This window comes from Phormidesmis sp. 146-12, from assembly GCF_052939495.1.
This window is the reverse complement of sequence record NZ_JBJPHS010000033.1, coordinates 1-23,593: the sequence shown is the minus strand read 5'-3', so window position 1 is coordinate 23,593 and position 23,593 is coordinate 1. Positions and strand designations below refer to the sequence as shown.

Genomic DNA, 23,593 nt, shown 5'->3' with positions numbered 1-23,593 from the left:
CTCAGCAAATAAATAAACCCAGCTTTGGCGGCAGATAGACTGCACTTATCACCAGCCCATGAAAGTAACCTATCAGAAAAATGCACCTGATTCTATGCCATACGACGGCAGATTTTGACACGCTGGGGGCGGCCGTAGGGCTGACTCGTCTCTTACCGGGATCGCGGATCGTTTTGGCGGGGGGTGCCCATCCGACGGTGCGAGATTTTTTGGCGCTGCATCGCGATGAGTTTGCTTTGATTGAGCGGCGATCGATTGCTTCCGATACCATTCATGCGCTCTCTTTGGTGGATGCTCAACGGCGCGATCGCTTCGGCAAAATGGCGGAATGGTTTGATCTGCCCAACCTGACGATCGCAATCTATGACCATCACTCAGCAGCAGATTGTGACATTCCCACTCATCAGCTTTGTGCGGAATCGGTTGGGGCGACGACGACGTTAATTGTAGAAAAACTCCGGTCAGCGCAAGTTTCACTCAACGCTGTAGAAGCCACCGTCATGGCGCTGGGTATTCACGTCGATACGGGATCGCTGACGTTTGAGCAGACGACTGCACGAGATGCGACGGCGTTGGCGTGGTTGATGACGCAGGGGGCAAATTTGCGAACGATCGCCCATTACGTCGATCCTGGACTTTCTCCCACTCTGCAAACGCTGCTCAGTCAAGCTTTAGACACCTTGCAGTCAGAAGTCATGGAGGGCTACACCGTCTCATGGGTGCTGTTAAAAACAGAGGACTATGTGCCAGGACTGTCTAGCCTTGCGTCTCGATTGATTGACATGACTGAAAGTGATGCGCTGCTGTTGGCCCACCAATACTGTCGCGGGGCAAATCAGTCGGAGGCTAATGTTTTGACCGTGATTGGGCGATCGCGCATCCCAGGCACCCATCTCAATGCGCTATTCAAACCTTGGGGGGGCGGCGGACATTCTCAAGCGGCAGCGGTCACGGTGCGAGACGGCGATCCAGACCTTTTGGCACAGTTGGTTACTGCCTTGAGCGCTCAGATTCCCCAGCCGCCGATCGCCCGTGAGTTGATGTCGGCTCCGGTTCGCACAATTCGCCCTGAGACGACGATCGCCGAAGCTCAAAGAATTTTGCTGCGCTATGGGCATTCTGGCTTGTCGGTGGTGGATTCTCAAGATCGGCTTGTCGGCATTGTGTCGCGTCGCGATCTGGACATTGCCTTACATCACGGGTTTAGTCACGCTCCAGTTAAGGGCTATATGGCGACGAATTTGAAGACGATCGCGCCCGACACACGCCTCCCCGAAATCGAATCTCTGATGGTCACCTATGACATCGGGAGGCTTCCCGTTTTGGACGAAGGTCAACTAGTGGGCATTGTGACGCGAACGGATGTGCTGAGACAGATTCATCAACAAGAAACCGGGGAGCAGAGCAGCACCAAGGAGCCGTTCACTCAAATCTCAAAAGTTAACCCTCCAACCCTCGATCGACTTCCTGAAAATCTCCGGAGAATCTTGACGATCGCCGCCCAACAAGCCGAACTGCGAGGCTGGCACCTTTATCTAGTGGGGGGTGCGGTGCGCGATCTGTTGTTAGCCGATTCGGATGTGATGATTACGGACATTGATCTGGTGGTGGATGGCTACCATCGATCAACCGACGTGGGCGCAGGTGTGGAATTAGCGCGATCGTTGCAAACGCTTTATCCCAACGCTCGTCTGGAGGTGCATGGCAAGTTTCAAACAGCAGCGCTGCTGTGGCACAAAGATCCTGGTTTTGATTCACTGTGGATTGACATCGCCACGGCTCGGACGGAGTTTTATCCCTACCCGGCGGCTAATCCAGAAGTAGAGGCGAGTTCGATTCGGCAGGATTTGTATCGTCGAGATTTCACCATTAATGCGCTGGCCTTGAGATTGACGAATCCGCGCTCTGGCGATCTGTTGGATTTTTTTGGCGGCGTTCTCGATTTGCAAACAAAACAGATTCGTGTCCTCCACACCAACAGCTTTATCGAAGATCCGACGCGCATTTATCGGGCAGTCCGGTTTGCGGTGCGGTTGGGGTTTGAGATCGAGCCACAGACCGAAGGCTACATTCGTCACGCGATCGCCAGTGGCATTTACGAACAGATTCAAAAAGTTGCCGGACGGGTCAACGCGCCCGCTTTGCAAACTCGCCTCAAATCAGAACTCAAATACAGTCTGCAAGCCCCTTACTGGAAGGCAGCCCTAGAGAAGCTAGACGACCTGCAAGCCTTGCGCTGCATTCATCCCAATCTGAAATTCGATCAAGCCGTGAGTTGGCAACTGCGATTTGTAGAAAAGCTAATTGCCTGCGATCGTTTGCAAACCCTGACTCCCTGGCAACTGCGGCTAGAAGTTTTGATCGCGCAGCTTGATCCCGCCGATCGCCTTCCGGTCGCCCAAAATCTGCAACTTGCGAGTGATAGCCGCGATCGCCTCTCCCAGTTAGAGACAGTTCAACATCACCTAGACGAGAATCTGCCTCACTGTCATCGTCCCAGTCAAATCGCTCGACTGCTCAAACCTTATGATCTGCCGATGCTCGTTTTAGTGGCGGTCAAGAGTGCGCGATTAGCGCAAGGCGCAACTCCGAAGGAACCGATTCGCAGACAAATTTGGCGCTACGTCACGGTCTGGTCAACGGTGAAACCCGCGATCGACGGGAAGGATTTGCAACGGTTGGGATACAAACCTGGCCCTCAGTTTAAGCAAATTTTGGACGATTTGTGGGCGGCTACGCTGGATGGAGAATTGAGCGACCCCTTGCGGGTAACTCAAAGCGACCCCTTGCGGGTAACTCAAAGCGACCCCTTGCGGGTAACTCAAAGAGATCGCTCTCAGACAGAAGCGTATCTAGCCCAACACCATCCTCTGCCAAATTGCTGAAAAATTCCTAGTTCCTGATTCTAGGTAAATCTGCCCGAAAGGGGTAGCATGGTTTGAACTGTGCAGAGAGACAGCGATGGAACTTAAAGCGGGAATCACTCTCCAGGGCGGAAAATATCTGCTCAATCAGGCGTTGGGCAATCAAGATTTTGGCATCACTTATCTAGCCACCCAGACCTATTTAAGTCAAACAGTAGTTGTCAAGACGATCGACCCCAGCCTGCAAATTACCCGTAGCTTTCCTCACCTGCACCAGCGCTTTGTCGAAGAAACCCGCCTTTTAGCGAGAAGTCAGCACCCTAGCATCGTCCGGGTTCTCGACTTTTTTCAAGAAGAAAATCTGCCCTTTATCGTCATGGATCAGGTGCCCGGAAGAACCCTGGCCGAAATCATCCAGGTCAAAGGCGCACTCACCGAAGCTCAAGCCGTCTATTTTATTCGGCAAATCGGGGCGGCTCTGGCAGTCGCTCACCACAACGGACTGATTCACCGCAACCTCAAGCCTCAAACAGTAATTCGCCGACAAGGAACTAATCTCGCCGTTTTGGTTGGATTTGGGATTGCTCACGACCTAGCAACCTCTGTGACCCCCTCACAAAACTCCGCCGCCGACCTTAACTCATTCGCCCCGCCTGATGCCTCTTGGCTCGGTGACAATCGATTTGCGATCGACCTCTACGCCCTCGTCGCCCTCTTTTATTACTTACTAACCGCCCGTCCGCCCAGTCAGCCCCTGCAATTTGACGGACAACTCTGGAATCCTGCTATCAAGCAAGCGATTTTGCGGGGTCTTTCTAACGACAAAAATGTGCGCCCTCAGACGATCGCTGACTGGCTGCGCCTCCTACCGAGAGAATCATTGCCGCTGGTCGCCCCACCAACTGCTGCCGCCCCACCGCCGCCTCCCGTTTTTAGTAACGGACACTCAGCCAATGCTGCCGTCCCGATTGCTCAAGTTGCGATTTCGCCAGTCCCGCCAAAGCCATCCACCGACAACGGTAAGGGAGCCGCTTTGCCGATCGTGCCCGCCGCCATCACACAGCCCCCTTCTACCGTGAATGCAACCGCTGTGTCTGCCGCCAAAAAACTCGCCCCGGTTCCCGCTGTCTTACCCCCCCGCCTGCCCAAGATTCTTGGACTCACCAGTGTAGCGGCGGCTGCGATCGGCGTATGTTTTGGGCTAGTTTTACGCTTTAGTGCCGCCCAAGCCCCCGGTGCCAGCCTCTTTCACCCCGAACAGTCTTTTCCGTCAAAGAACTGGAAAGGCACGCCAAACGCAGAAGACTTGTCAGAGATTCCAGTCGAGAAGCCTGTCACCGGAGCCTCCACCCGCAACGCCGTCAATGCACGTCCATCAGAAACTTCGATTCCTAGCGGCTCAGACTATAAAAACGCGCCTCCTGCTGATACCTACCTCGAACCCGCTCCGCCCAAACCTGTTGAGCCTCGTCCTGCCACCCCTCGCGCCAAAGACCCTGTTGAGGTAGCTCCCCCGATCGTCAAGCCTGATCCGGTTCCTGCACCCCTCGCTCCCGTTGCGCCTGCCCCCAACTCTCAAGCCCCCGAACCTCCCGCTCCCGAACCTCCTAGCGCCGCGCCGGAGCCGCCCCCTGTCAACAAGCAACCGATCGGAGGCAGCACTCGTGATACTGCTCCCGTCCCGCCTAAAGAATGAGAACTTGAGATTCAGGAACCCATTCCTTTCATTCAATTTGTGTGAGGAATGTAGCCAAATTCGATGAGTCAGCAATCTCTTGCGGCTTTGGTCGCATGGATTTGGAAAACTAGCATTAGCTCAATTAGCAGTTTCTCGCTACCCCACTCCTGAGTTCAAGCAAGCTATAATTCAGGGCAGTGTGCGTATGAAAAACCCCATGAGTAGTCCTTTGATTCACGCCTTTTTTATCGGTCGAGCGATCGCTGAAATCGCCTATGAACAGCTTGAAGCGGGAGTCACAAATGCCCTAAGCGAATTGGGCAAATTTGATGCCGAACAGCGAGAAAACTTGCGAACCTTTGTCGATCAAGTCACCGAACGAGCCAACCGCGAAGCAGAAATGGCCCAGCGATCGCAGACCTCTACGATTGTCCGAGTCGATGCTCCCACTGATTTGCAGGCGACGATCGACGACCTTCGAGCCGAAATTGCTGAGTTACGCTCAGAGTTACAGCGCTATCGCAGTCGTTCTGTTTAGCAATTTAAGCAACATTTCTACATCAATAGCCGATAATTAAACCAAAGTTAGTTGGAAGGTCGAGTGTCTGTTTCTCCGAATGACTCCAGCACGCCCCAGCACCCCGCGGAGCCAGTGACAGGTGCTGAACCACAAGTGTGGCAAAAATTGTCCCTCGATCCGGGTGGGGCAAGCAATGGTGTATCTAAAACACTGCCTTCTCACATGACCCACGAAAGCGACGATTCTCTAGAAGAACTGCCCCTTGGTCACGCTCCCTCAGAAAGTCTGCTTGCTACCCCTTCTCGCAAAGCGATCGCCAAGCCTCACAAAGCCAAAGCCTATCGCTGGAGTCGAGAACGCTACTCAAAACAAGGGCGCTTTATTGATATTTGGGCATTTGTCCTCAAGCTGTTGGGCGCAAGGTGGCTTTACAACAAGTCTTGGAGCTACCAGGGCGGCATCTCGGATGCAAAAAAAGCAGCAAGGCGGCGATCGCTGGCCGCTTGGATTCGCGAAACGCTGCTTGATCTGGGGCCGACTTTTATCAAAATTGGTCAACTTTTTTCGACTCGGGCCGACCTTTTTGCCGTAGAGTTTGTCGAAGAATTGTCGAAACTTCAAGATCGCGTTCCTGCTTTTAGCTACGAACAGGTCGAGACAATCGTTGAGCAGGATTTGGGCAAGTCGATCGCCGAACTCTACCGCAGTTTTGATCCGATTCCCCTTGCTGCCGCCAGTTTAGGGCAGGTTCATCGCGCTCAACTCTATTCGGGTGAAGAAGTTGTTGTCAAAATTCAGCGTCCCGGTTTGAGACGACTGTTTGAGATCGACCTGGCCATTCTCAAGGGGATCACGCGCTATTTTCAAAGCCATCCCGAATGGGGACGTGGACGCGACTGGATTGGCATTTATGAAGAATGCTGCCGGATTCTCTGGGAAGAAATTGACTACCTCAACGAAGGCCGCAACGCCGATACCTTCCGCCGCAACTTTAGAGGACTGGATTGGGTCAAGGTGCCCAGAGTCTACTGGCGCTACGCTTCTCCACGAGTGCTGACCCTGGAATATCTGCCGGGGATCAAGATCAGTCACTATGAGGCGCTAGAAGCGGCAGGACTCGATCGCAAGCGTTTGGCCAATCTGGGCGCAGAAGCCTACCTGCATCAACTTCTTGACAATGGGTTCTTTCACGCCGACCCGCACCCTGGCAATATCGCAGTCAGCGCCGAAGGAGAGCTAATTTTCTACGATTTTGGCATGATGGGGCAGGTCAAAGCCATTACTCGTGAGAAACTGCTTGACACCTTTTTTGGCATTGCTCAGAAGGATGCCGATCGAGTCGTTGAATCCTTAATTGCCTTGGGTGCTTTGGCTCCAACCGATGATATGGGGCCGGTGCGGCGATCGGTGCAGTTCATGTTAGACAACTTCATGGACAAGCCCTTTGAGGATCAGTCCGTTAGCGCCATTAGCGACGATTTGTATGAGATCGCCTACGGTCAACCCTTTCGATTTCCGGCTACCTTTACCTTTGTGATGCGAGCTTTCTCGACTCTAGAAGGGGTTGGCAAAGGTCTCGACCCAGACTTTAACTTTATGGAGGTTGCAAAACCGTTTGCAATGCAGCTTATGACGAATGGAAACTCTTCATCCGAAGCGGGAAGTTTGCTTAATGAATTAAGTCGGCAAGCGGTACAGGTGGGCAACACTGCCTTTGGGCTGCCCCGTCGCATCGAAGACACCCTCGACAAGCTAGAGCGGGGCGATATTCGAGTGCGGGTTCGCTCTACAGAGACCGATCGCATTCTGCGGCGGATGAGTGGGGTTAATATGGGGACAAACTACACCCTGCTGACCTGCGCCTTTACATTGTCGGCTACGATTTTATTTGTTAACAACTTCCCGTGGATCGCGGCGGCGATGGCAGGGGCGGCGGTTGTAAGCGCGATCGTTCTGATTCGGCTACTCGTCCGGCTCGATCGCTACGAGCGTCTGCCTTAGCTCCCAAGTCTTTCCACCCTTCTCCTCGCTATGAAACTCCTTTTTACAGGGATGACGGATACGGGCCTCGTTCGGTCTGTTAACCAAGATGCTTACTACATTGACCCAGCGGGGCACTTTTTTGTGGTGGCAGATGGGATGGGGGGTCATGCAGGTGGGCAAGAAGCGAGCCGTCTAGCTACTGAAGCGATTCGAGCTTATCTAGACACTCACTGGACTTCGACAACCTCCTCTCAAGATCTTCTAGAAAAAGCCCTGCTGGAGGCCAACTACGCCATTCTTGAAGACCAGCGGCAAAACCCAGAGCGATCAGACATGGGGACGACGGCGGTGGTCGTTATTTTTCGAGATGACCAGCCGATATGCGCCCATATTGGAGATTCGCGGCTATATCGTCTGCGGGGCGCAAAGCTAGAACAAATCACAGAAGATCACACCTGGGTGGCACGGGCGATGCGTCTGGGTGAGATTACGCCGGATCAAGCGAGAAGCCATCCGTTGAGACACGTCTTAGCCCAATGTCTGGGTCGAGAAGATTTGCGCCAGATTGAGATCGGATCTTTAGCGGTGCAGCCGGGCGATCGTCTCCTACTCTGTAGTGATGGACTGACCGAGGAGCTTTCTGACCAGTTGATTGCCAATCAGCTTAAATCGATTCGGGCTTGTGAGAAGGCGGCGGCGGCTCTGATCAATGCGGCCAAAGATCACGGTGGACGAGACAATATTACCGTGGTGATCGTGACGATCGATGGTCTGAGCCGTAGCGACAAAGAATGACTCAATCAACACAGACGCAGAGCAACAGGCAAGGTAAGTTCTTGTTGTTGCTTGATTTTGTGGGCAATTGACGATTGACTTTCGTGAATTCAATTTGACAAAGCCTTTGTGGAGTAAGCTTTTCAGCAATGCGTGCGTCCACTTTTCCTATTCATGTTTTGCCACATCGAAGGGAGCTAAGACTGCCTTTTGCTTGCTTACCTGACTCAAGGTGTACGGTTATCCTCCCAAAACTCAGCCAAGTGGAGTATGGTCACTTTGTCAAACACTTGTTATCTTTTGTAATAACGGATTAGTGATTCGCTTTCTGATTTGGGTATCTTTGAGGAATCAACTGAGTTCGTCGAGAATCTACCCTTGACAATCCCAAGTCAAAGATTCTCTGATCAACCTACTCTCTTACATTGGAGCCTGTCATGAACCAACCCGTAGAACTGTCGCTGGAGCAAAGATTCAACATTCGATCGTTTGAAACGCAAGTCGAGAAGATGAGCCGCGAACAAGCCCAAGACTTCCTCGTCAAGCTGTATGAGCAAATGTTGATGCGCGAAACCATGTATCGTCACTTCCTCAAGCATCAATGGGGTCTAGAGCCTGGCCCACAGATGCCGTAGCTTCACTTCTCGCTGTATGGGCGACCTCGATCTCTTGCTTTGTTCTGATGTGGAAAGAAGCTGGTGTGTGGGGCGTTCATCCGAGAACCAACTGACTCAGTACTTGAATCTAAACGAGTATCTAAACTTAAATGATGCCTGCTGTGAGCCGCCTTGTCTGAGGGCGCTCTCAAGAGACAGATTTGCAAAGCTTTGATCTGATACCAAACTTTTCTCCATAGTTTTACAGTCACACGCTTTAAGTACCGTGACTGCCTGCTCTAAATAAAGCGCATTGATGAATTAGAAGCGGGTAGACCTTCTGGTTTCTGCGTTTAGAATCTTTAACTAGCTAGACAGACTGCTATCCGGTGCCAGCCAGAGTACCAGATTTCGCACGTAGGCATGAATGTCGGCGATCGCTCTCGGTTCGCTCATCGTATTGCCGGGTGGCTCATCGACAAAGCTAGGACAGCCCATTTGAGTATCCCAGTTGTAGTCGCAGAAGTGATGAAAGGTGGATTGAGCGATCGCTCGTCCCAAATGATTGCCCAGTTCATCTATCTCACGCTCTAAGGCAACTGCTAGATTAAACTCGCGCCCGGTCACCAAGCTTTTCCCAGTAGCGATCACCTGTGCGTTGGGAGTTTGGGCGGTTACACCAACGGCTCCTTCGTGGGGGTGGGCCGGAAAGAAATCAATGTATCCAGAGGGAGATTGGGGATTTTGAAGGAGATCATGAACGGGGGATAAGCGGGTAATCGCCTGATAATCGCCGTTGCGTCCTGAGTGGTAGTTGGGGTAAGAGATATAGGTGGTGTAAGGATCGTCAATACAATGGCGAGTTGCGTCCGGATCAGGATTTTTGCTGTGAAAGAAGTGGGTTGCGCCGATGCCAGCCAGCGAGCAGATCGAGCAGCCTAAATCCATGTGATCTCTCGTTGCCAGAATGCCGCCGCCCCGTTGCCGAAACGCAGTAATTCCAGCACAATCTTTTTCGGTAATGCCATCGCCGACATCGACCGCGAAGAGCCAGAGTTGGTCAAAGGGTGAGCGCTCCAGCGTACTCAAAATGGGATCGTCGCCCTGGGAATCAGATTCACGATCGCGAGACACGACTTCGCAGAGAGGATTGCCATTATCAGTGAGCGATTCTAAATACTGGTGCAGCAAAGAGAATCGGGCAATGCTCCAGTCGTCTGCTGTCGTGGGAATCGTCGTCTGTAAAAGAATCCGAAGGGGCCGCATATATTCTTCTCTAGCACTGAGAGGATTATAGCGATTCTTGAATTTAATACAATCTGAACTGATACCAATCCTTCATAAAGCTGCACGCCTTCTGATCCTCCCTAACCCGCTTAAAAAGAGGGGAAAAGAATGGGTTGTGAGTTGACTGTCTGAGTACCAATTTGAAGTTTTTGAATCGTTAAGTTTTTGAATCTTGTATGATTGCAGCCTGACCGATTTCTTGATAGATCATCAGGAATTGATCGACGACGCTGACAGGAGAAAACCGTTCACTCACGTATTGATAGGCACTTTTGCCTCGATCGATCGCTGCCTGGGGATTCTCCAAACATACTTGCATCGCAGCAGCGAGTTCTTGAATGTTTTCTGCCTCAAACAGCAGATTATTTGTCCCTGCCATTTCGGGTAGACCGCCCACGTTGGCGACGATCGAGCAAGTCTGAACGCTGGATGCCTCTAGAGTGACGTAGCCTGCGGGTTCTTGCCAGCGAGAGGGGGCAATCAGCGCCAGAGACGATCGCACAATGGGCAAAATGTCCGGTTGAGAATAGTTGCCTAAAAATTTTACGCAGTCCGAAATTTCTAATTTGTCAGCAAGGTCTTTCAGGTCTTTCGCCTGATTTCCATCACCAATGATCAAAACTTTAAAGGGATGATTTTGAGTGCGAAGAATTTTAGTGGCCTTAAGCAAAAGATCAACGCCTTTGTCGTTGTACAAGCGACCGACATAAACAAATGAATAAGGTTTAGAGAAAGTATCGATCGTCTTTTCAGGCTGGTTTCTAGGAATATTAATCGGATTATATAAAGTGTGAACTTTCCAGGGAAAGCTGTGAGACTCGGCGAGAAACTGACTACAGGCTGCCTGACGATCGCTGACCAGGGTTGTAGAAAATCGAGTTATAAGTCTGGCTAATTTTATAAAGGTGTGGAGCTTCCACTTGAGGGGATAGTTGCGTTTGGGCAATGAGTAAATGAATTCTGTTTTGAGCCGTTGTAATAAAGACATTGGCTCATAGTGATCATGAATTGATAGATAAAAAAGATAGTGATATTTGAGGATAATCTTCTTGCCCAAGAGTTTACATAGGATTGCAAAAGCTAAATGATTAGAATTCATATGAACGACATCAGCTTGAGCGATCGCAGTTAGCCAATCTCGAACAGAAGTCTCTTTGGTTGAGATAACCTGTGTCTCGATTCCTCTTTTGTGAAATTCTGGAGCGATGGAGTTGATGTAGGTGAGAACGCCAGCAATTTCATCCTGGACGTGATTGTGTTGAATCAGTAGTTTCATACCTTACATTTCTTTTAAGATTTAAGCGATGGTTCCATAAATAGAAGGGGCTGGCTACGCTGCTTTTAAGTAATTCCAATTCGCAAGCGGCAAATAGGTCGGTTTTAATTACTTTTCTATATTGAATGGAGTGCCTTGTAAGTTTGATCAAGTCATTGACTAAAAACAACGGGAAAGCGATCAGGCGCTGCCAATCTTTAAGCCGAATCATCCGAATGTGATGTTTTGCCAATCCTACCCCGCGCACTAGCTTGATCAAATAGTCTCGCTCCAAGCGCCATTCTGGAATCTGGTGATAAAGGTGCATTTCGGGGTTATACCAGATCTCCCAACCTTGCATCTGAACATGGGCAACCGCTTCGATATCCTCACTGGCTAACATCGAGTCAGCCGTTCTACCAACCAGAAATTGCTGCTGAGGGACGGCATTTAACCAGGCTTCTCGACGAATCACTAAACCTGCGGTCGGAGGAAGGACTCGCCGCTTGGGTGTGTATATGTGGGGTTTTGAACCACGTTCGATAATCGCTAAATAGGTAGACAGTCGTTTGAATTCTTCGGGCGGCTCAACTTCAAACTCTCCATGAATTTGACCGTTGAAAGCTCCCGCTTTGGGATGTTCTTGAGCAAATTTGTAGGCAGCAGAGATCCAATTTTCGTCAGGAAGATTATCGTCATCCAGCAAACAGATGAGTGAGCTATTTGCAGTTTGAATCGCCGTCTGTCTTGCAAAAGCGGCTCCTTGTTTTCCTTCAAAAAGGTAGTGAATAGAACCGGGCTGAGGCCAATCTTTTTGATAAGTTTTAACGACTTCTGAAGTACGATCGCTGCTGTTGTTATCGACAATAATAATTTCCCAGGCAATATTCTCGGTGTTGACTTGCGATCGCAATCGTTCTAATACTTTAGGCAATCGATCAGCACCGTTGTAGGTACAAATCGCAACACTGAGATCGAGTGACTTCATAGGAGTTCTAATTTAATGTCAGTACTTGCAAAACGGTAGAGCGCCCTGTCCCTGAACTTCAACTTGGAACTTCAACTTGAATGGGCTTGTTTCCGCTTTTCGTAGAGGTTCTTCCAAATATGAAAGGGGCTGAACAGTCTGCCCACAAAAAACTCCATTTCACAGGTAGCAACAAGGTCGGATTTAAGGGTGCGGCGATGTTGAATGAAATGTAGCGCAATCTTGCGAAGGTCGTTGAGCAGCAGTAAGGGAAACATGAAGGGTCGCTGCCAGGGCTGAAATCTCAACATGCGAAACCGATGCTGGCTGAGTCCGATGACACGAAAGAAGTTGACTAAATAATCTCTTTCTAGCCGCCACCTGGGAATTTTGTGAACGATCGTCATCTCCGGGTTGTACCAGATTTCCCAGGAGGACTGCTTAATATAAGACAGCGCTTCTGTCTCTTCACCTTTGAGCGAAAAGCCTTTGCCGACGGGGCCCTGAACGATCTGATCTGTCACCCAATCCAGCCAGACCTGCTTGCGAATCACCAACCCCGCCCCGACGGGTAAGCCTCTTTTGTAGGAGTCGTAGCGAAAGGTTTTTTTGCGCTCCATTGTGGGCAGGTAATGGGAGATGCGCTGAAAGTTTTGCGGCGGCTCGACTTCGTACTCTGGGAGAATGCGGCTTCCGTAAGCGCCTGCGTTGGGGTGAGTCTGAGCAAATATGTGGGCGGCCGCAACCCAATTGGGAGTGGGCAGATTGTCGTCGTCCAGAAAAGCAATGATCTGCCCGTTGGCTTCGTGAATAGCTCGACGGCGGGCGATCGCTGCTCCCTGTTGCGGTTCAAACACGTATCGGAGTTGGCATTGGGGCAGCCAATCGCTTTGGTAATCACGAACTACATCCGCCGTGTTGTCGGTGCTGTTGTTGTCTACGATCAAAACTTCCCAACTGACGGATTCGAGTTGGATTTGCGATCGTAGTCGGTCTAGCATTGGCGATAGACGAGCAGCACCGTTGTAAACACGGATGGCTACAGTGATATCCAGCATGGCTCTTAGGTAAAGACTACAAAAGACAAGCGCGTCTCACCTATAATTTGCCCAGGCTAAGGATTTTCTATCAGCCTTTGGAGGGGTGTTATTTGAATAGGGTTAATTTGGCGCGATCGTTCAGTAGGACTCCTCCTTTTTCATTCATGCTGAAGTCGTTTCCGGGAGTTAATCCTTTGTCGATTAGTCTTTTGTAGAGAGTCATGGAGGTAATACGGCGGATTTCTCGCATCACGTAGCCCGGAACGGTGTTTTCGACCGCCCAACAGAAGGCGAGGGGGTCTGTGTGGATCAGGCGTTCGAGGCTGACGAGGACGATTCCGGCGACATCTCGAAGGGTGAGGTGGCTTCGCAGGTTGGCGATGATTTCTTTGCCGATGCAGGTGTTGCGGGTTGCGAAGGCGCTGGTCAGTCTGCTGATGTCTTGTTCGAGTTCGAGATAGCTAATTTTTTGTTGCACGATGTCTAACTCACAAGGGACTTTCGTTAGCAAAATTACGATTCCAGAAAGTATACCCTGAGATAGATTTCCGCTTGTTGCAAAATAACTAACTTTTCTAGGAAGTTTGTTGCTCTTGAGCCGAAAGCTTTGTGAAAACTGGGGTTTCGTCTGTTCTCGTCTTAAAGTCTTCTTAACTCACTTCTTGAGCGATCGTGCTTCCAAGCTCTCTTGGTTTTCTCGCAGACAAAGTTGGGCGCTCTGCAAAGAAACCGCATTCGTTACGACAGAACCTGCGATCGTTAGAACAAAACCTGCGATTGTTACGACAGAACTTACGATCGTTACGACAGAACCTGCGATCGGGCATTCGATTTGAAAGATCCTTCGTACAAGACAAACAACAAGCCCGCCACATCATTGATGCAGAATTTACAGAAATCAAAGCCAAACAACTTCCCCAATGGCAAGACTTATTGAAAAGGTTCTGTAAATGCTACGTGCAGCTCAACGCTTTCACCTTTTCAATGGCACCCTCAACATTTGGCAAGGGTTATCCACATTGTTCTGCGGTTTCAATCCAAAGTTTTGCGGCAATCTCTAGTTCTGCCAAAGTTTCGGGCAAAGTTTCGCCTTGAGCCAAACATCCTTTCAGCGCTGGAATTTCAGCTACATAGCCACCCTCACCACTGGGATAAATCACGATCGGATAGTTCATGACAAAGACCCGATGTTAGGAGTCGATGGCACGCCTGTCAACTCAGAAAGAAACTCTTCATACTGAAATAAGAGACGAAACCTGGCAAAATTCCTCGATAAAGTTGAACTAATCGACCGAACGCCGCAAAATCGTTGAATGCCGATCGTTAAGAGAAACTTCACATGCTTGAATCCTACCGCCACCACGTAGCCGAACGCGCTGCTTTGGGCATTCCTCCGCTGCCGTTGACCGCTCAACAAACCTCTGAACTGTGTGACCTGTTAAAAAATCCTCCGACGGGCGAAGAAGAAGCGCTGTTGTCCATGCTGCGCGATCGCGTTCCTCCGGGCGTGGATCAGGCTGCTTATGTCAAAGCGGGATTTCTCACGGGGATTGCAAAAGGGGCGATCGCCAGTCCTTTGATTTCTCCCAAAGAGGCCGTGTTTTTGTTGGGCACGATGATGGGCGGCTATAACGTTCACTCGCTGATCGAACTGTTGTCCTCAGACGACGCAGATCTGGCTAATGAAGCCGTTGCCGCTTTGAGTAAGACGCTCTTGATTTTTGATGCGTTTCACGATGTTCAGACGTTGGCTGAGACGAATGCGTTTGCCAAACGAGTCATGCAAGCCTGGGCAGATGCCGACTGGTTTACCCACCGTCCCGCGCTCGCAGATGAAATCAAAGTCGTCGTCTTCAAAGTGCCCGGAGAAACCAACACCGACGATTTGTCTCCCGCGACTCATGCCACCACTCGCCCCGACATTCCGCTTCACGCGCTGGCCATGCTCGAAACGCGGCTACCTGGCAGTCTGCAAACGCTGGTCGAATTAAAGAAAACGGGCTACCCGATCGCTTACGTGGGCGATGTTGTGGGAACGGGTTCTTCGCGCAAGTCGGCGATCAACTCGGTGCTGTGGCACATCGGACAGGATATTCCCTTCGTGCCCAACAAGCGGACGGGTGGATATATTTTGGGCGGGACGATCGCTCCTATCTTTTTCAATACAGCAGAAGATTCGGGAGCCTTGCCGATTCAATGTGACGTGACTCAGATGGAAACGGGTATGGTGATCACGATCCACCCCTACAAAGGTCAGGTGACTGATGAATCGGGAACGGTGTTGGCGACGTTTGGTTTGCAGCCGGATGCGATCGCCGATGAAGTTCGAGCAGGTGGGCGAATTCCTCTAATCATTGGACGTGCACTCACTGACAAAACTCGGCTGGCAATGGGGCTGTCTCCCAGCGATTTGTTTGTGCGTCCCCAACTGCCTGTTGATACCGGGAAAGGCTTCACGCTGGCTCAAAAAATGGTCGGCAAAGCGTGTGGTTTACCAGGCGTGCGTCCCGGAGCGTCGTGCGAACCTGCAATGACAACAGTGGGATCTCAAGATACGACTGGCCCCATGACCCGCGATGAATTAAAAGAATTGGCCTGTCTGGGATTCAGTGCTGATCTCGTCATGCAAAGCTTCTGTCACACGGCCGCTTACCCAAAACCCGTCGATATCACCACTCATCACGAACTGCCTGATTTCATCTCATCCAGAGGCGGTGTGGCGTTGCGTCCCGGAGACGGCATCATACATTCCTGGCTCAATCGGATGCTGATGCCTGACACAGTGGGGACGGGCGGCGATTCTCATACGCGGTTTCCGTTGGGGATTTCCTTTCCGGCAGGATCGGGACTGGTGGCATTTGCGGCGGCGATCGGCGTGATGCCTCTCGACATGCCCGAATCGGTTTTGGTTCGCTTCAAAGGTGAAATGCAGCCAGGGATCACGCTGCGAGATTTGGTGAATGCGATTCCCTATGTGGCGATTCAGAAGGGTTTGCTGACGGTGGGCAAAGAAAATAAGCAAAACATCTTTGCTGGCAAAATTATGGAGATCGAAGGACTCCCTGATCTCAAAGTCGAGCAAGCATTTGAACTCACCGATGCCACTGCCGAGCGTTCTTGTGCGGGCTGCACGATCAAACTCAGCATCGAAACGGTTTCAGAATATCTGCGATCGAACGTTGCCCTCTTAACCAACATGGTCGCCCGTGGCTATCAAGATGCCAGAACGATTATGCGCCGCGTCGCCCAAATGGAAGCGTGGCTGGCTAACCCTGTCTTACTCGAAGCCGACCCCGATGCGGAATACACCGAAATCATCGAGATTGATTTGAATCAGATCAAGGAACCGATCGTTGCCGCACCCAATGACCCCGATAACATCAAGCTGCTATCTGAAGTCGCTGGAGACAAAATCGACGAAATTTTCATCGGCTCCTGCATGACGAATATTGGTCACTATCGAGCCACCGCCAAAGTGCTAGAAGGTGCGCCCCCGGTGATGGGTCGTCTGTGGATTTGTCCCCCCACTCGCATGGACGAAAAGCAGCTTAAAGAAGAAGGCATTTACGGCATTTTTGGAGCGGCGGGAGCCAGAACCGAGATGCCCGGATGTTCACTGTGTATGGGCAATCAAGCACGAGTCGCCGACAACACAACCGTTTTCTCAACCTCGACGCGCAACTTCAATAACCGCATGGGCAAAGGCGCACAAGTCTACCTCGGCTCTGCCGAACTGGCCGCCGCCTGCGCGTTGTTGGGTCACATTCCCACCATTGAGGAATATCTGGAAGTCGTGTCGAAGAAGATCAATCCCTTTGCCGATGATTTGTATCGCTACCTCAATTTCGATCAGATCGCCGGATTTGACGACGAAGGCCGCGTGATTCCGCTAGAAGAGATGCCCCGCATTGAGGACATTTTGGGACTGCCGATCGCCGCCGGGAGATAGTGTCGATTTAATTTGTAGATGCGACAAATCTTCAACCTCCCCCAACCCCTCATTAGTTAGGCTACCGTGTACACACAAGTCGTTATCGCTTCGTTTCAGGCGGCTTCAGCCCCCTAAATCCCCCAGTCTGGGGGACTTTGACCAAGGAAAGATTTCCAAAGTTCAAAGCCAGGACGACGGCTCAAAGTCCCCCATTTTTGGGGGATTTAGGGGGCGAAGGATCTCAGCAATGACAGATCGATCGACGTGTGTGTACACGGCAGCATTAGTTAAGCAGGGAATAGCTGCCGTGAAGACAAATTAAACGCACCTAGACGAGTGGATGGGCGGCCAGTTCTCAAATCATCCCTCTCGCGGAGCGTGCCGCCAGCAGCAACCCCTCATCCCCCATCGCGAAGCGGATTATCCAAAAAGGGGAACAGATCATTGAAGTTCTCCCTCATCCCTTCCCTCACCCAATCCCCAACCTCTGCGTCGCCTGTCCATCCGCCGCTCCATAATCTGACCTCGAATCGACTGCCCCATGACTCAGCGGCAATCGGATCGTAAATCGGCTGCCCTGACCCTCTTGAGACTCAACCTCGATCGTGCCAAAGTGCAGTTCTGCCAGTCTGCGAGTGAGGGCCAACCCCAACCCCGTGCCTTCGTGTCTGCGCGAAACAGAGCCATCTACCTGCTGAAAAGGCTGAAACAACAAATGCTGCTTGTCTTGAGGAATGCCGATCCCCTTGTCCCAGACGACGATCTGCATATCACCCGCCTGCACTTCGACATCCAGCCCGATCTGCCCGCCTTCTTCAGAAAACTTGATCGCATTAGACAACAAGTTGAGCAACATCTGACGCACTCTCAACTCATCGGCCATCAAAGGCGGCAAATTTAATTGGATCGAGTGATGCACTTCTAGTTTGCGGCTGCGGGCCTGTTCGCTGACCAGTCCTAGCGTGTCTTCACAGAGTTCGTTGAGGGCGATCGGCACAATTTCTAGCCGCATCTGACCCGCTTCGACCTTGGAGAGATCCAGCACATCGTTGATCAATCCGAGGAGGTGTTGACCGCTCTGATTGATTTGCTGAATGTAAATTTCTTGTTTGGGATTGAGAGAGCCAAAAATCTGTTGCCGCAAAATCGACGAAAAGCCCAAAATTGCCGTCAGTGGCGTTCGCAACTCATGAGACATGTTGGCCAAAAATTCAGACTTGAGGCGGCTGGCTCGCTCTAGCTCCAGGTTTTTGGCGGCGAGTTCGGCTTCGATTTGTTTTTGCTGAGTGATGTCTCGTGTGATAAAGGAAACGGCTGTCGTGTTGTCTCGCTCATCACAGATGGGGCCAACCGACACCAGCGCCGAAAAGCGTTCTCCATTACGACGACTGCACAACACTTCACCGCTCCATCCGCCTGCGATCGCCTGCTGAATCAACCACTGAGTTTGCCGCCGCTCTGGATAAAACACGCCCGAATTTTTGCCCAACAACTCGCCTAACTGCCAGCTAAAGATGCGACTGGCCGCAGGGTTGGCGTAGAGAACTTGACCGTCTAAATCGGTGATCACCGCGCTATCGTAGGCAGATTCTACGGCTCTAGAAAACATTTGCAGTTGTTTTTCGATCCGCTTGCGCTCGGTGACATCTCGCCCAATGCCAATGCCGCCAATCAGTTCCCCAGTGCGGTGCAACAGTCGCCCATTCACTTCTAGATAAATTTCGGCCCCGACTCGCGGCTGAAGGACAAACTCAAAGTCTCTGAGTTCGCCTGTGGTCATCAGGTTGCCGAAAGCTTTGGCAGTTTTTTCGCGAAACGGAGGTGAAACAAACTCTAAGTAAGGGCAGCCTACAACGTCTCGGTCTTCACAGCCTAATAGTTTTTTCCCATAGGAATTCATGTAAGTGAGCCTACCCAACAGATCCACGGTATACACCATGTCATTTGCGGCTTCTACATAGGCTCGAAACAGTTCTTCTGATTGTCCGAGACTGAGTTCGATCGCACCCATCCGCAGAAAGGGATCGTCGGAATTGGAGTTCAACATTTTATAAGGGTAACCAGGTTCTGAGTTCGGCAGCGCTGGCGCGAAATTTACCTTACGTGGACAGCAGAAACACGACGGAGGGCAAGTGAGGGATTCAAACTTTCAGGGGTCGCGGGTCAGCTTAGAGATTTGGTAGAACTTAGAAATTTGGTAGAAGAAGAGATTTGGTAGAAGAATGGCTTCAAGTCCCTTAATCTCACCAGTCAAATCTACCCATTATGCTTAGATGCAGGTAGTTAGATGCAATTAGTTAGATGCAGTTAGTTAACAGTGTCTATCAGGTTTCCACTTAGGCTAACAGGGTTTATACGGATCATCCCCTTGTGGATTTAATAAATTTAGCAAAGAGGATTCCGTATTTCTACAAGGTGTACTGGTGAAATGGCTGAGAATCTTGCGTCTATGAATACTTTATAAGTAAATCAAAAGATTATTCTGTGTACACGCGATAAGTATAAATTCGGGAGTTGCCAAGATTGCGGATGCTGAGATGAAGAATTGTTGGTTGGGCAAAGACGATCGCGCTTCCCCGGAGGCGATCGCGTAGGATAATGCCTTTAGCTCATTTGGGAGAACGATCGATGTCAGTAGGTCGATTTGAGTGTCGCATTCCAGCCAGCCAGACCGAAGTCAATCAGCTTGGACAAATTCTGGCTCAGTGCTTTAACGCGCCCCCTGCTGATGAATCGGTCTACATGAGTCGAGTGGGCATCCAGAATATTCGGGTGTTGTGCGATCAGGATCGGGTGATCGGTGGTTTGGGACTGCTAGAAATGGGCCAATGGTATGGATCACGGGTGCCAATGGTGGGGATCGGCGGCGTGGGAATTTTGCCAGAATATCGGGGTCAAGGCGGCGCGATCGCTCTAATGCAAACCGTCTTGCAAGAACTTCACACTAGAGAAATCCCACTTTCAGTCCTGTATTCTGCGGCCCAACCGCTCTATCGCAAAGCAGGCTACGAACAAGCAGGCACTCTCTGCATTTGGAGCGTTTTGACGAGCGAACTTGAGATGAGAGCGGATCGTTTGCCGATCGAACGGGTTTCGCTCAATGTCGAGGAGTTTGCCCCACTTTATCAACAGCAAGCCTCGCAAACAAATGGGTTCCTCGATCGCAATCCGTTTATCTGGCAGGGACTCCTAAACGCTGACAAAGGAATGCCACTCCATGCTTATCGGATCGGCACTGCCACCCAGCCAGAAGGGTATGTGATTTTTGAGCATCAGAACGAGGGCGACTATAGCCAGATTGTGATTCGAGATTGGGTGTTGTTGACTCCGGCGGCAGTGAGAAAGTTTTGGGCGTTTTGGGCGGTTCATCGATCGCAGGTCGATCGCATTCAATGGCGCAGTTCTGCGATCGAAGCGTTGTCTCTCGTGTTGCCAGAGCAAAAAAATGTCGAGATCAAAACCCACAGTCGCTGGATGTTGCGAATTGTCCATGTGCAAAAAGCGCTAGAACAACGCGGCTATTCCCCAGACGTTTCGGCAGAGTTACACCTTGAGATTCGAGACGGTCTGTTTCCAGCAAATGCGGGCAAATTTATTCTTACAGTAGAGAAGGAGCAAGCAACCGTCACAAAGGGAGGGCGAGGCGACCTACAACTGGATGTCAGCAGCCTGTCACCGCTCTACACGGGATTGTTTTCGCCCGCTCAATTGCAGTGGTGCGATCGTTTGACGGGTTCGGATGCTGCGCTGGCGATCGCCACTCAACTTTTTGCGGGGTCGCCTCCCTGGATGCCTGATGCTTTCTAAACTGATGTGAATTCGATGGGAGGTTTTCGCTTCGTTGATCGCGTCTTCTGCCCCCCAAGCTGCCAATTTGGGGACTTTTAGATAAGACTCCGGTTCAAAGTCCCTCACTCGTGGGGGATCTAGGGGGCGAAGTCACTTGGCAATAAACGATCCTATTTAATTCGCGATCCTAAGTTGGGGGCTGAAGATCAAAACCTGCATGATGAGCAACTTCCTCCGCAACAGTCTCAATTGTTTTACCCTCTGTGTGGAGATGAGTCGAAAACCTCTCATCTGACAGCGATGCCAAGCGGCGCAAGAGTTGACTCCATCACCCCGCCGACGTAGCCGACGTAACCCTGAGACCGTAAACTCACGCCACACTGAATGATTCCGAAAGTCTTTAGGGCTTTCTCACTTCGACTACAAACTAGCACTGATCTGATAGACAGCACTTCAACAGCCTTTACATCATGAGTACTCTAGAAACCAATCATTTATCCCGATCGCTTCTCAGCCGCTATCCTGAATGTAGGCAAATTGTCAAAGCTGATATCAGTATGGTTGGATCGATCGAGCAAATTAGACAAACCCTTGCGACTTTAGACAAAAAAATTGAAGCGATCGGGGACGAGTTTTACAGCACTTACTCTGGCTATTTGACAGCCCTGGGACAAGTCGTACAGCAGCAGTTAATTTTGTCGGGCTACCACGTTTGCACCGAAGGCTACCCAGAAGCGTTTCTCAAACTGTCGCTTAGTCAACGCCAACAGCTTCAGCAAGCCTTAAAAGCTCTAGCCAAACGAGGTCAGACCGGATTGATTGCCTGCTTAAGACCGATCGCCCGTGAAGTCAATTCCGAGCCTCCAGCAGATATGCCTCCCGTAGACACGTCAGAGTTTTCTCAGGAAGTGATGAACCTTCCTAGTGACGCAGAAAATGCTTTAGAACTGTTGCTCAATGCGGCAAGGGCCAAACGCAACGCTCAAAAATCGCCCCCCACAACGCCCCTAGAAATTCTCGTACGGTGGCAAGAAAATCTAGAGCGCGCGATCGCTCAACAGCTACAAACCCTCTCGCGTGACACCAATCGTCTGCTACAACAGTCCGACATCTTACCCAAACACCTTCCCGAACCCGTCCTGGAAGCGGCAGCCCAGGCAGAAGGCGACCCCGTAGCAGGCACTCCCAATCTGTTGAATCTCTTGATTGAAGCCAGCGAAAAGTCTTCCAATTCTGACGAGAAAAAAGAACTCAGTGGTGCAATCCTTCACGTCGTCGCCGTTCAGCTTCGTCTCACCGAGCTTGAATTCAACGACCCAACCATCATGACCTGGCGCAACAAATTGAGAGATCTCAAAAAGCGGCTTCAAGGGTTGGCAAAAGAGTATCAAAAAAAGCAAACAGAACGAGCGATCGCCGAAGCCCAAGTCATGTGGCGCTCAACCTGGTCAAACGACGAATAATTTTTGAGTCTTAACCTACGAACTAAAAATTTCCTCCCTCCTCCCTCCTCCCTCCTCCCTCCCAAAATTCTCTGTCCCAAAGAACTATCCAAAATCTAGACATCTTGCCTATGCTGGAAGAGGACAGCGACAGGAAAGCAGAATGGTGGCCAGTCAGAGGATTAAAATTGCCGTTATCGGAGACATTCATGACCTTTGGGATCACGAAGACGAAGCGGCACTTAAAGCGTTAGACGTTGACTTAGTGTTGCTGGTAGGTGACTTTGGCAACGAATCTGTCGAAGTTGTTAGGGCAATCTCTCAACTCAGCCTTCCCAAAGCGGCAATTTTGGGCAATCACGATGCCTGGTACAACGCGACTGATTGGGGAATTAAGCAGTGTCCTTATGATCGCCGTCGAGAAGACCGCCTTCAGCAACAGATTGACTTATTGGGCGACAGTCATGTGGGATATGGCAAGCTTGACTTTCCTAAACTGGGCGTGAGCGTGGTGGGCAGCCGTCCGTTTAGCTGGGGTGGCTCGACTTGGAAGAATGACAAGTTTTATCGCGATCGCTGTGGAGTCAATAGTTTTGAGGAATCCGTCGATCGCATTACTGCGGCCGCTGATAGCACGAATCACGAAACCGTCATTTTTATCGGTCACAACGGCCCAACCGGATTAGGCAATCTGCCCGAAGACCCCTGCGGCAAAGACTGGCAACCGATCGGCGGCGATCATGGCGATCCTGATTTTGAGCAGGCGATCGCTCAGGTTCATCAATCTGGCAAAACGATTCCTCTGGTTGCTTTTGGTCACATGCACCATACGCTACGCCACACAAAACAACAACTGCGCCGATCGATTCACACGACCCCCCAAGGAACCGTTTATCTAAACGCAGCGAGAGTGCCGAGAATTGTGCAAAATCAGGGCGATCGCTTGCGGAATTTCTCTCTGGTGACGCTCGAATCGGGGGTTGTCTCCCAGGCTTCGCTGATTTGGATGGATCAAAACTTCAACGTCAATTCAGAAACGATTCTCTACAGCGCTCAGAGGAATGTGCAGACAATGGCGGAATCGATCGCTTAGGAATGAGAATTAAATAACTTCGACAATTGTAGAGCCTCGGATCGCCCTCCTCACGAAGTGGGGCGAAGCCCTCGCCAACCCTTCTCCCCAGGGAGAAGCTACCGTGTACACACAAGTCGCTCGCCGCTTCGTTTCAGTCGGCTTCAGCCCCCTAAATCCCCCAAATTTGGGGGACTTTGAAACCTGGAAATTGCTTTCAATTGAGGAAGCCTTCTCGTTCAAAGTCCCCCAGAATGGGGGATTTAGGGGGCGAACCCTAGATAAGCCGAACCGAGAAGAATTTGTGTGTACACAGTAGCCAGGGAGAAGGGGGCTAGAATCTGGTTCCCTCTCCTTGGGGAGAGGGCTAGGGTGAGGGTGAAATTTCGGAGTTA

18 protein-coding genes are annotated in these 23,593 nt (G+C 50.9%); 11 read left to right on the top strand and 7 right to left on the bottom strand.

The genetic code is table 11. From position 1 onward, the window contains the following. The first annotated feature begins 80 nt into the window (after window positions 1-80). The 6 genes from ACKFKF_RS15395 (at window position 81) to ACKFKF_RS15370 (ending at window position 8,454) form a co-directional block, all read left to right on the top strand. The gene (locus tag ACKFKF_RS15395) at window positions 81-2,885 is read left to right on the top strand and encodes a CBS domain-containing protein (RefSeq protein WP_446868482.1); all 2,805 of its coding nucleotides are present in this window, start codon (window positions 81-83) and stop codon (window positions 2,883-2,885) included. Between the two features lie 76 nt (window positions 2,886-2,961). After that, a complete protein-coding gene (locus ACKFKF_RS15390) occupies window positions 2,962-4,560 on the top strand; it encodes a serine/threonine protein kinase (protein WP_446868481.1) in 1,599 nt (532 codons plus the stop codon). Between the two features lie 199 nt (window positions 4,561-4,759). Continuing rightward, window positions 4,760-5,080 carry a DUF6825 family protein gene (locus tag ACKFKF_RS15385; protein WP_446868480.1) on the top strand — a complete coding sequence of 107 codons (321 nt, stop codon included), beginning with the start codon at window positions 4,760-4,762 and terminating at the stop codon, window positions 5,078-5,080. Window positions 5,081-5,143: 63 nt separating this feature from the next. Next, entirely contained in the window at window positions 5,144-7,063 is a 1,920-nt protein-coding gene (locus tag ACKFKF_RS15380; RefSeq protein ID WP_446868479.1) for an ABC1 kinase family protein, read from the top strand. 30 nt (window positions 7,064-7,093) lie between these two features. Next, the gene (locus ACKFKF_RS15375) at window positions 7,094-7,840 is read left to right on the top strand and encodes a Stp1/IreP family PP2C-type Ser/Thr phosphatase (RefSeq protein WP_446860584.1); all 747 of its coding nucleotides are present in this window, start codon (window positions 7,094-7,096) and stop codon (window positions 7,838-7,840) included. Between the two features lie 416 nt (window positions 7,841-8,256). Beyond that, complete coding sequence (locus ACKFKF_RS15370; protein ID WP_446860585.1) at window positions 8,257-8,454, top strand: NblA/ycf18 family protein; 198 nt, start codon at window positions 8,257-8,259, stop codon at window positions 8,452-8,454. 327 nt (window positions 8,455-8,781) lie between these two features. On the opposite strand, the gene ACKFKF_RS15365 is transcribed toward ACKFKF_RS15370, so the two are convergent. The 5 genes from ACKFKF_RS15365 to ACKFKF_RS15345 form a co-directional block, all read right to left on the bottom strand. Then, the gene (locus ACKFKF_RS15365) at window positions 8,782-9,681 is read right to left on the bottom strand and encodes a hypothetical protein (RefSeq protein WP_446868478.1); all 900 of its coding nucleotides are present in this window, start codon (window positions 9,679-9,681) and stop codon (window positions 8,782-8,784) included. Window positions 9,682-9,859: 178 nt separating this feature from the next. Further along, window positions 9,860-10,978 (bottom strand): glycosyltransferase family 4 protein, encoded by a 1,119-nt coding sequence (locus ACKFKF_RS15360; protein ID WP_446868477.1) that lies wholly within the window; start codon window positions 10,976-10,978, stop codon window positions 9,860-9,862. Beyond that, window positions 10,941-11,945 carry a hormogonium polysaccharide biosynthesis glycosyltransferase HpsE gene (hpsE, locus tag ACKFKF_RS15355; RefSeq protein ID WP_446868476.1) on the bottom strand — a complete coding sequence of 335 codons (1,005 nt, stop codon included), beginning with the start codon at window positions 11,943-11,945 and terminating at the stop codon, window positions 10,941-10,943. The genes ACKFKF_RS15360 and hpsE (ACKFKF_RS15355) overlap by 38 nt, the downstream gene beginning before the upstream one ends. A gap of 71 nt (window positions 11,946-12,016) precedes the next feature. Beyond that, window positions 12,017-12,982, bottom strand: coding sequence for a hormogonium polysaccharide biosynthesis glycosyltransferase HpsE (gene hpsE, locus ACKFKF_RS15350; protein ID WP_446868475.1), 966 nt, complete (start codon window positions 12,980-12,982; stop codon window positions 12,017-12,019). Between the two features lie 88 nt (window positions 12,983-13,070). Then, on the bottom strand, window positions 13,071-13,442 hold the full coding sequence (locus ACKFKF_RS15345) for a hypothetical protein (protein WP_446868474.1): 372 nt from the start codon (window positions 13,440-13,442) through the stop codon (window positions 13,071-13,073). 115 nt (window positions 13,443-13,557) lie between these two features. Here ACKFKF_RS15345 and ACKFKF_RS15340 point away from each other — a divergent pair, with 115 nt between their 5' ends. Next, a complete protein-coding gene (locus tag ACKFKF_RS15340) occupies window positions 13,558-13,800 on the top strand; it encodes a hypothetical protein (RefSeq protein WP_446868473.1) in 243 nt (80 codons plus the stop codon). 174 nt (window positions 13,801-13,974) lie between these two features. Here the strand turns inward: ACKFKF_RS15340 and ACKFKF_RS15335 are convergent, their stop codons facing one another. After that, window positions 13,975-14,139, bottom strand: coding sequence for a type II toxin-antitoxin system HicB family antitoxin (locus ACKFKF_RS15335; protein ID WP_446868472.1), 165 nt, complete (start codon window positions 14,137-14,139; stop codon window positions 13,975-13,977). A 164-nt stretch (window positions 14,140-14,303) separates the two neighbouring features. Between ACKFKF_RS15335 and acnB the strand changes: the two genes are divergently transcribed. Then, a complete protein-coding gene (gene acnB, locus ACKFKF_RS15330) occupies window positions 14,304-16,913 on the top strand; it encodes a bifunctional aconitate hydratase 2/2-methylisocitrate dehydratase (protein ID WP_446868471.1) in 2,610 nt (869 codons plus the stop codon). 451 nt (window positions 16,914-17,364) lie between these two features. Here the strand turns inward: acnB and ACKFKF_RS15325 are convergent, their stop codons facing one another. After that, on the bottom strand, window positions 17,365-18,942 hold the full coding sequence (locus ACKFKF_RS15325) for a PAS domain-containing sensor histidine kinase (protein ID WP_446860593.1): 1,578 nt from the start codon (window positions 18,940-18,942) through the stop codon (window positions 17,365-17,367). Between the two features lie 551 nt (window positions 18,943-19,493). Here ACKFKF_RS15325 and ACKFKF_RS15320 point away from each other — a divergent pair. The 3 genes from ACKFKF_RS15320 to ACKFKF_RS15310 all read left to right on the top strand — a co-directional run bounded on the left by ACKFKF_RS15320 (window position 19,494) and on the right by ACKFKF_RS15310 (window position 23,219). Beyond that, window positions 19,494-20,702, top strand: a complete 1,209-nt coding sequence (locus ACKFKF_RS15320; RefSeq protein ID WP_446868470.1) for a GNAT family N-acetyltransferase — start codon at window positions 19,494-19,496, stop codon at window positions 20,700-20,702. A 452-nt stretch (window positions 20,703-21,154) separates the two neighbouring features. Further along, window positions 21,155-22,147: a hypothetical protein gene (locus ACKFKF_RS15315; RefSeq protein WP_446868469.1), complete on the top strand. Its 993-nt coding sequence runs from the start codon at window positions 21,155-21,157 to the stop codon at window positions 22,145-22,147. Window positions 22,148-22,289: 142 nt separating this feature from the next. Next, complete coding sequence (locus tag ACKFKF_RS15310; RefSeq protein WP_446868468.1) at window positions 22,290-23,219, top strand: TIGR04168 family protein; 930 nt, start codon at window positions 22,290-22,292, stop codon at window positions 23,217-23,219. Window positions 23,220-23,593 lie beyond the last annotated feature (374 nt).

What these genes read in the sequence shown, in the direction of transcription:
- ACKFKF_RS15395 (WP_446868482.1), top strand. Translation starts at nt 81, where the DNA reads ATGCACCTGATTCTATGCCATACGACGGCAGATTTTGACACGCTGGGG.
- ACKFKF_RS15390 (WP_446868481.1), top strand. Translation starts at nt 2,962, where the DNA reads ATGGAACTTAAAGCGGGAATCACTCTCCAGGGCGGAAAATATCTGCTC.
- ACKFKF_RS15385 (WP_446868480.1), top strand. Translation starts at nt 4,760, where the DNA reads ATGAGTAGTCCTTTGATTCACGCCTTTTTTATCGGTCGAGCGATCGCT.
- ACKFKF_RS15375 (WP_446860584.1), top strand. Translation starts at nt 7,094, where the DNA reads ATGAAACTCCTTTTTACAGGGATGACGGATACGGGCCTCGTTCGGTCT.
- ACKFKF_RS15370 (WP_446860585.1), top strand. Translation starts at nt 8,257, where the DNA reads ATGAACCAACCCGTAGAACTGTCGCTGGAGCAAAGATTCAACATTCGA.
- ACKFKF_RS15365 (WP_446868478.1), bottom strand. Translation starts at nt 9,681, where the DNA reads ATGCGGCCCCTTCGGATTCTTTTACAGACGACGATTCCCACGACAGCA.
- ACKFKF_RS15360 (WP_446868477.1), bottom strand. Translation starts at nt 10,978, where the DNA reads ATGAAACTACTGATTCAACACAATCACGTCCAGGATGAAATTGCTGGC.
- hpsE (WP_446868476.1), bottom strand. Translation starts at nt 11,945, where the DNA reads ATGAAGTCACTCGATCTCAGTGTTGCGATTTGTACCTACAACGGTGCT.
- hpsE (WP_446868475.1), bottom strand. Translation starts at nt 12,982, where the DNA reads ATGCTGGATATCACTGTAGCCATCCGTGTTTACAACGGTGCTGCTCGT.
- ACKFKF_RS15335 (WP_446868472.1), bottom strand. Translation starts at nt 14,139, where the DNA reads ATGAACTATCCGATCGTGATTTATCCCAGTGGTGAGGGTGGCTATGTA.
- acnB (WP_446868471.1), top strand. Translation starts at nt 14,304, where the DNA reads ATGCTTGAATCCTACCGCCACCACGTAGCCGAACGCGCTGCTTTGGGC.
- ACKFKF_RS15325 (WP_446860593.1), bottom strand. Translation starts at nt 18,942, where the DNA reads ATGTTGAACTCCAATTCCGACGATCCCTTTCTGCGGATGGGTGCGATC.
- ACKFKF_RS15320 (WP_446868470.1), top strand. Translation starts at nt 19,494, where the DNA reads ATGCCTTTAGCTCATTTGGGAGAACGATCGATGTCAGTAGGTCGATTT.
- ACKFKF_RS15315 (WP_446868469.1), top strand. Translation starts at nt 21,155, where the DNA reads ATGAGTACTCTAGAAACCAATCATTTATCCCGATCGCTTCTCAGCCGC.
- ACKFKF_RS15310 (WP_446868468.1), top strand. Translation starts at nt 22,290, where the DNA reads ATGGTGGCCAGTCAGAGGATTAAAATTGCCGTTATCGGAGACATTCAT.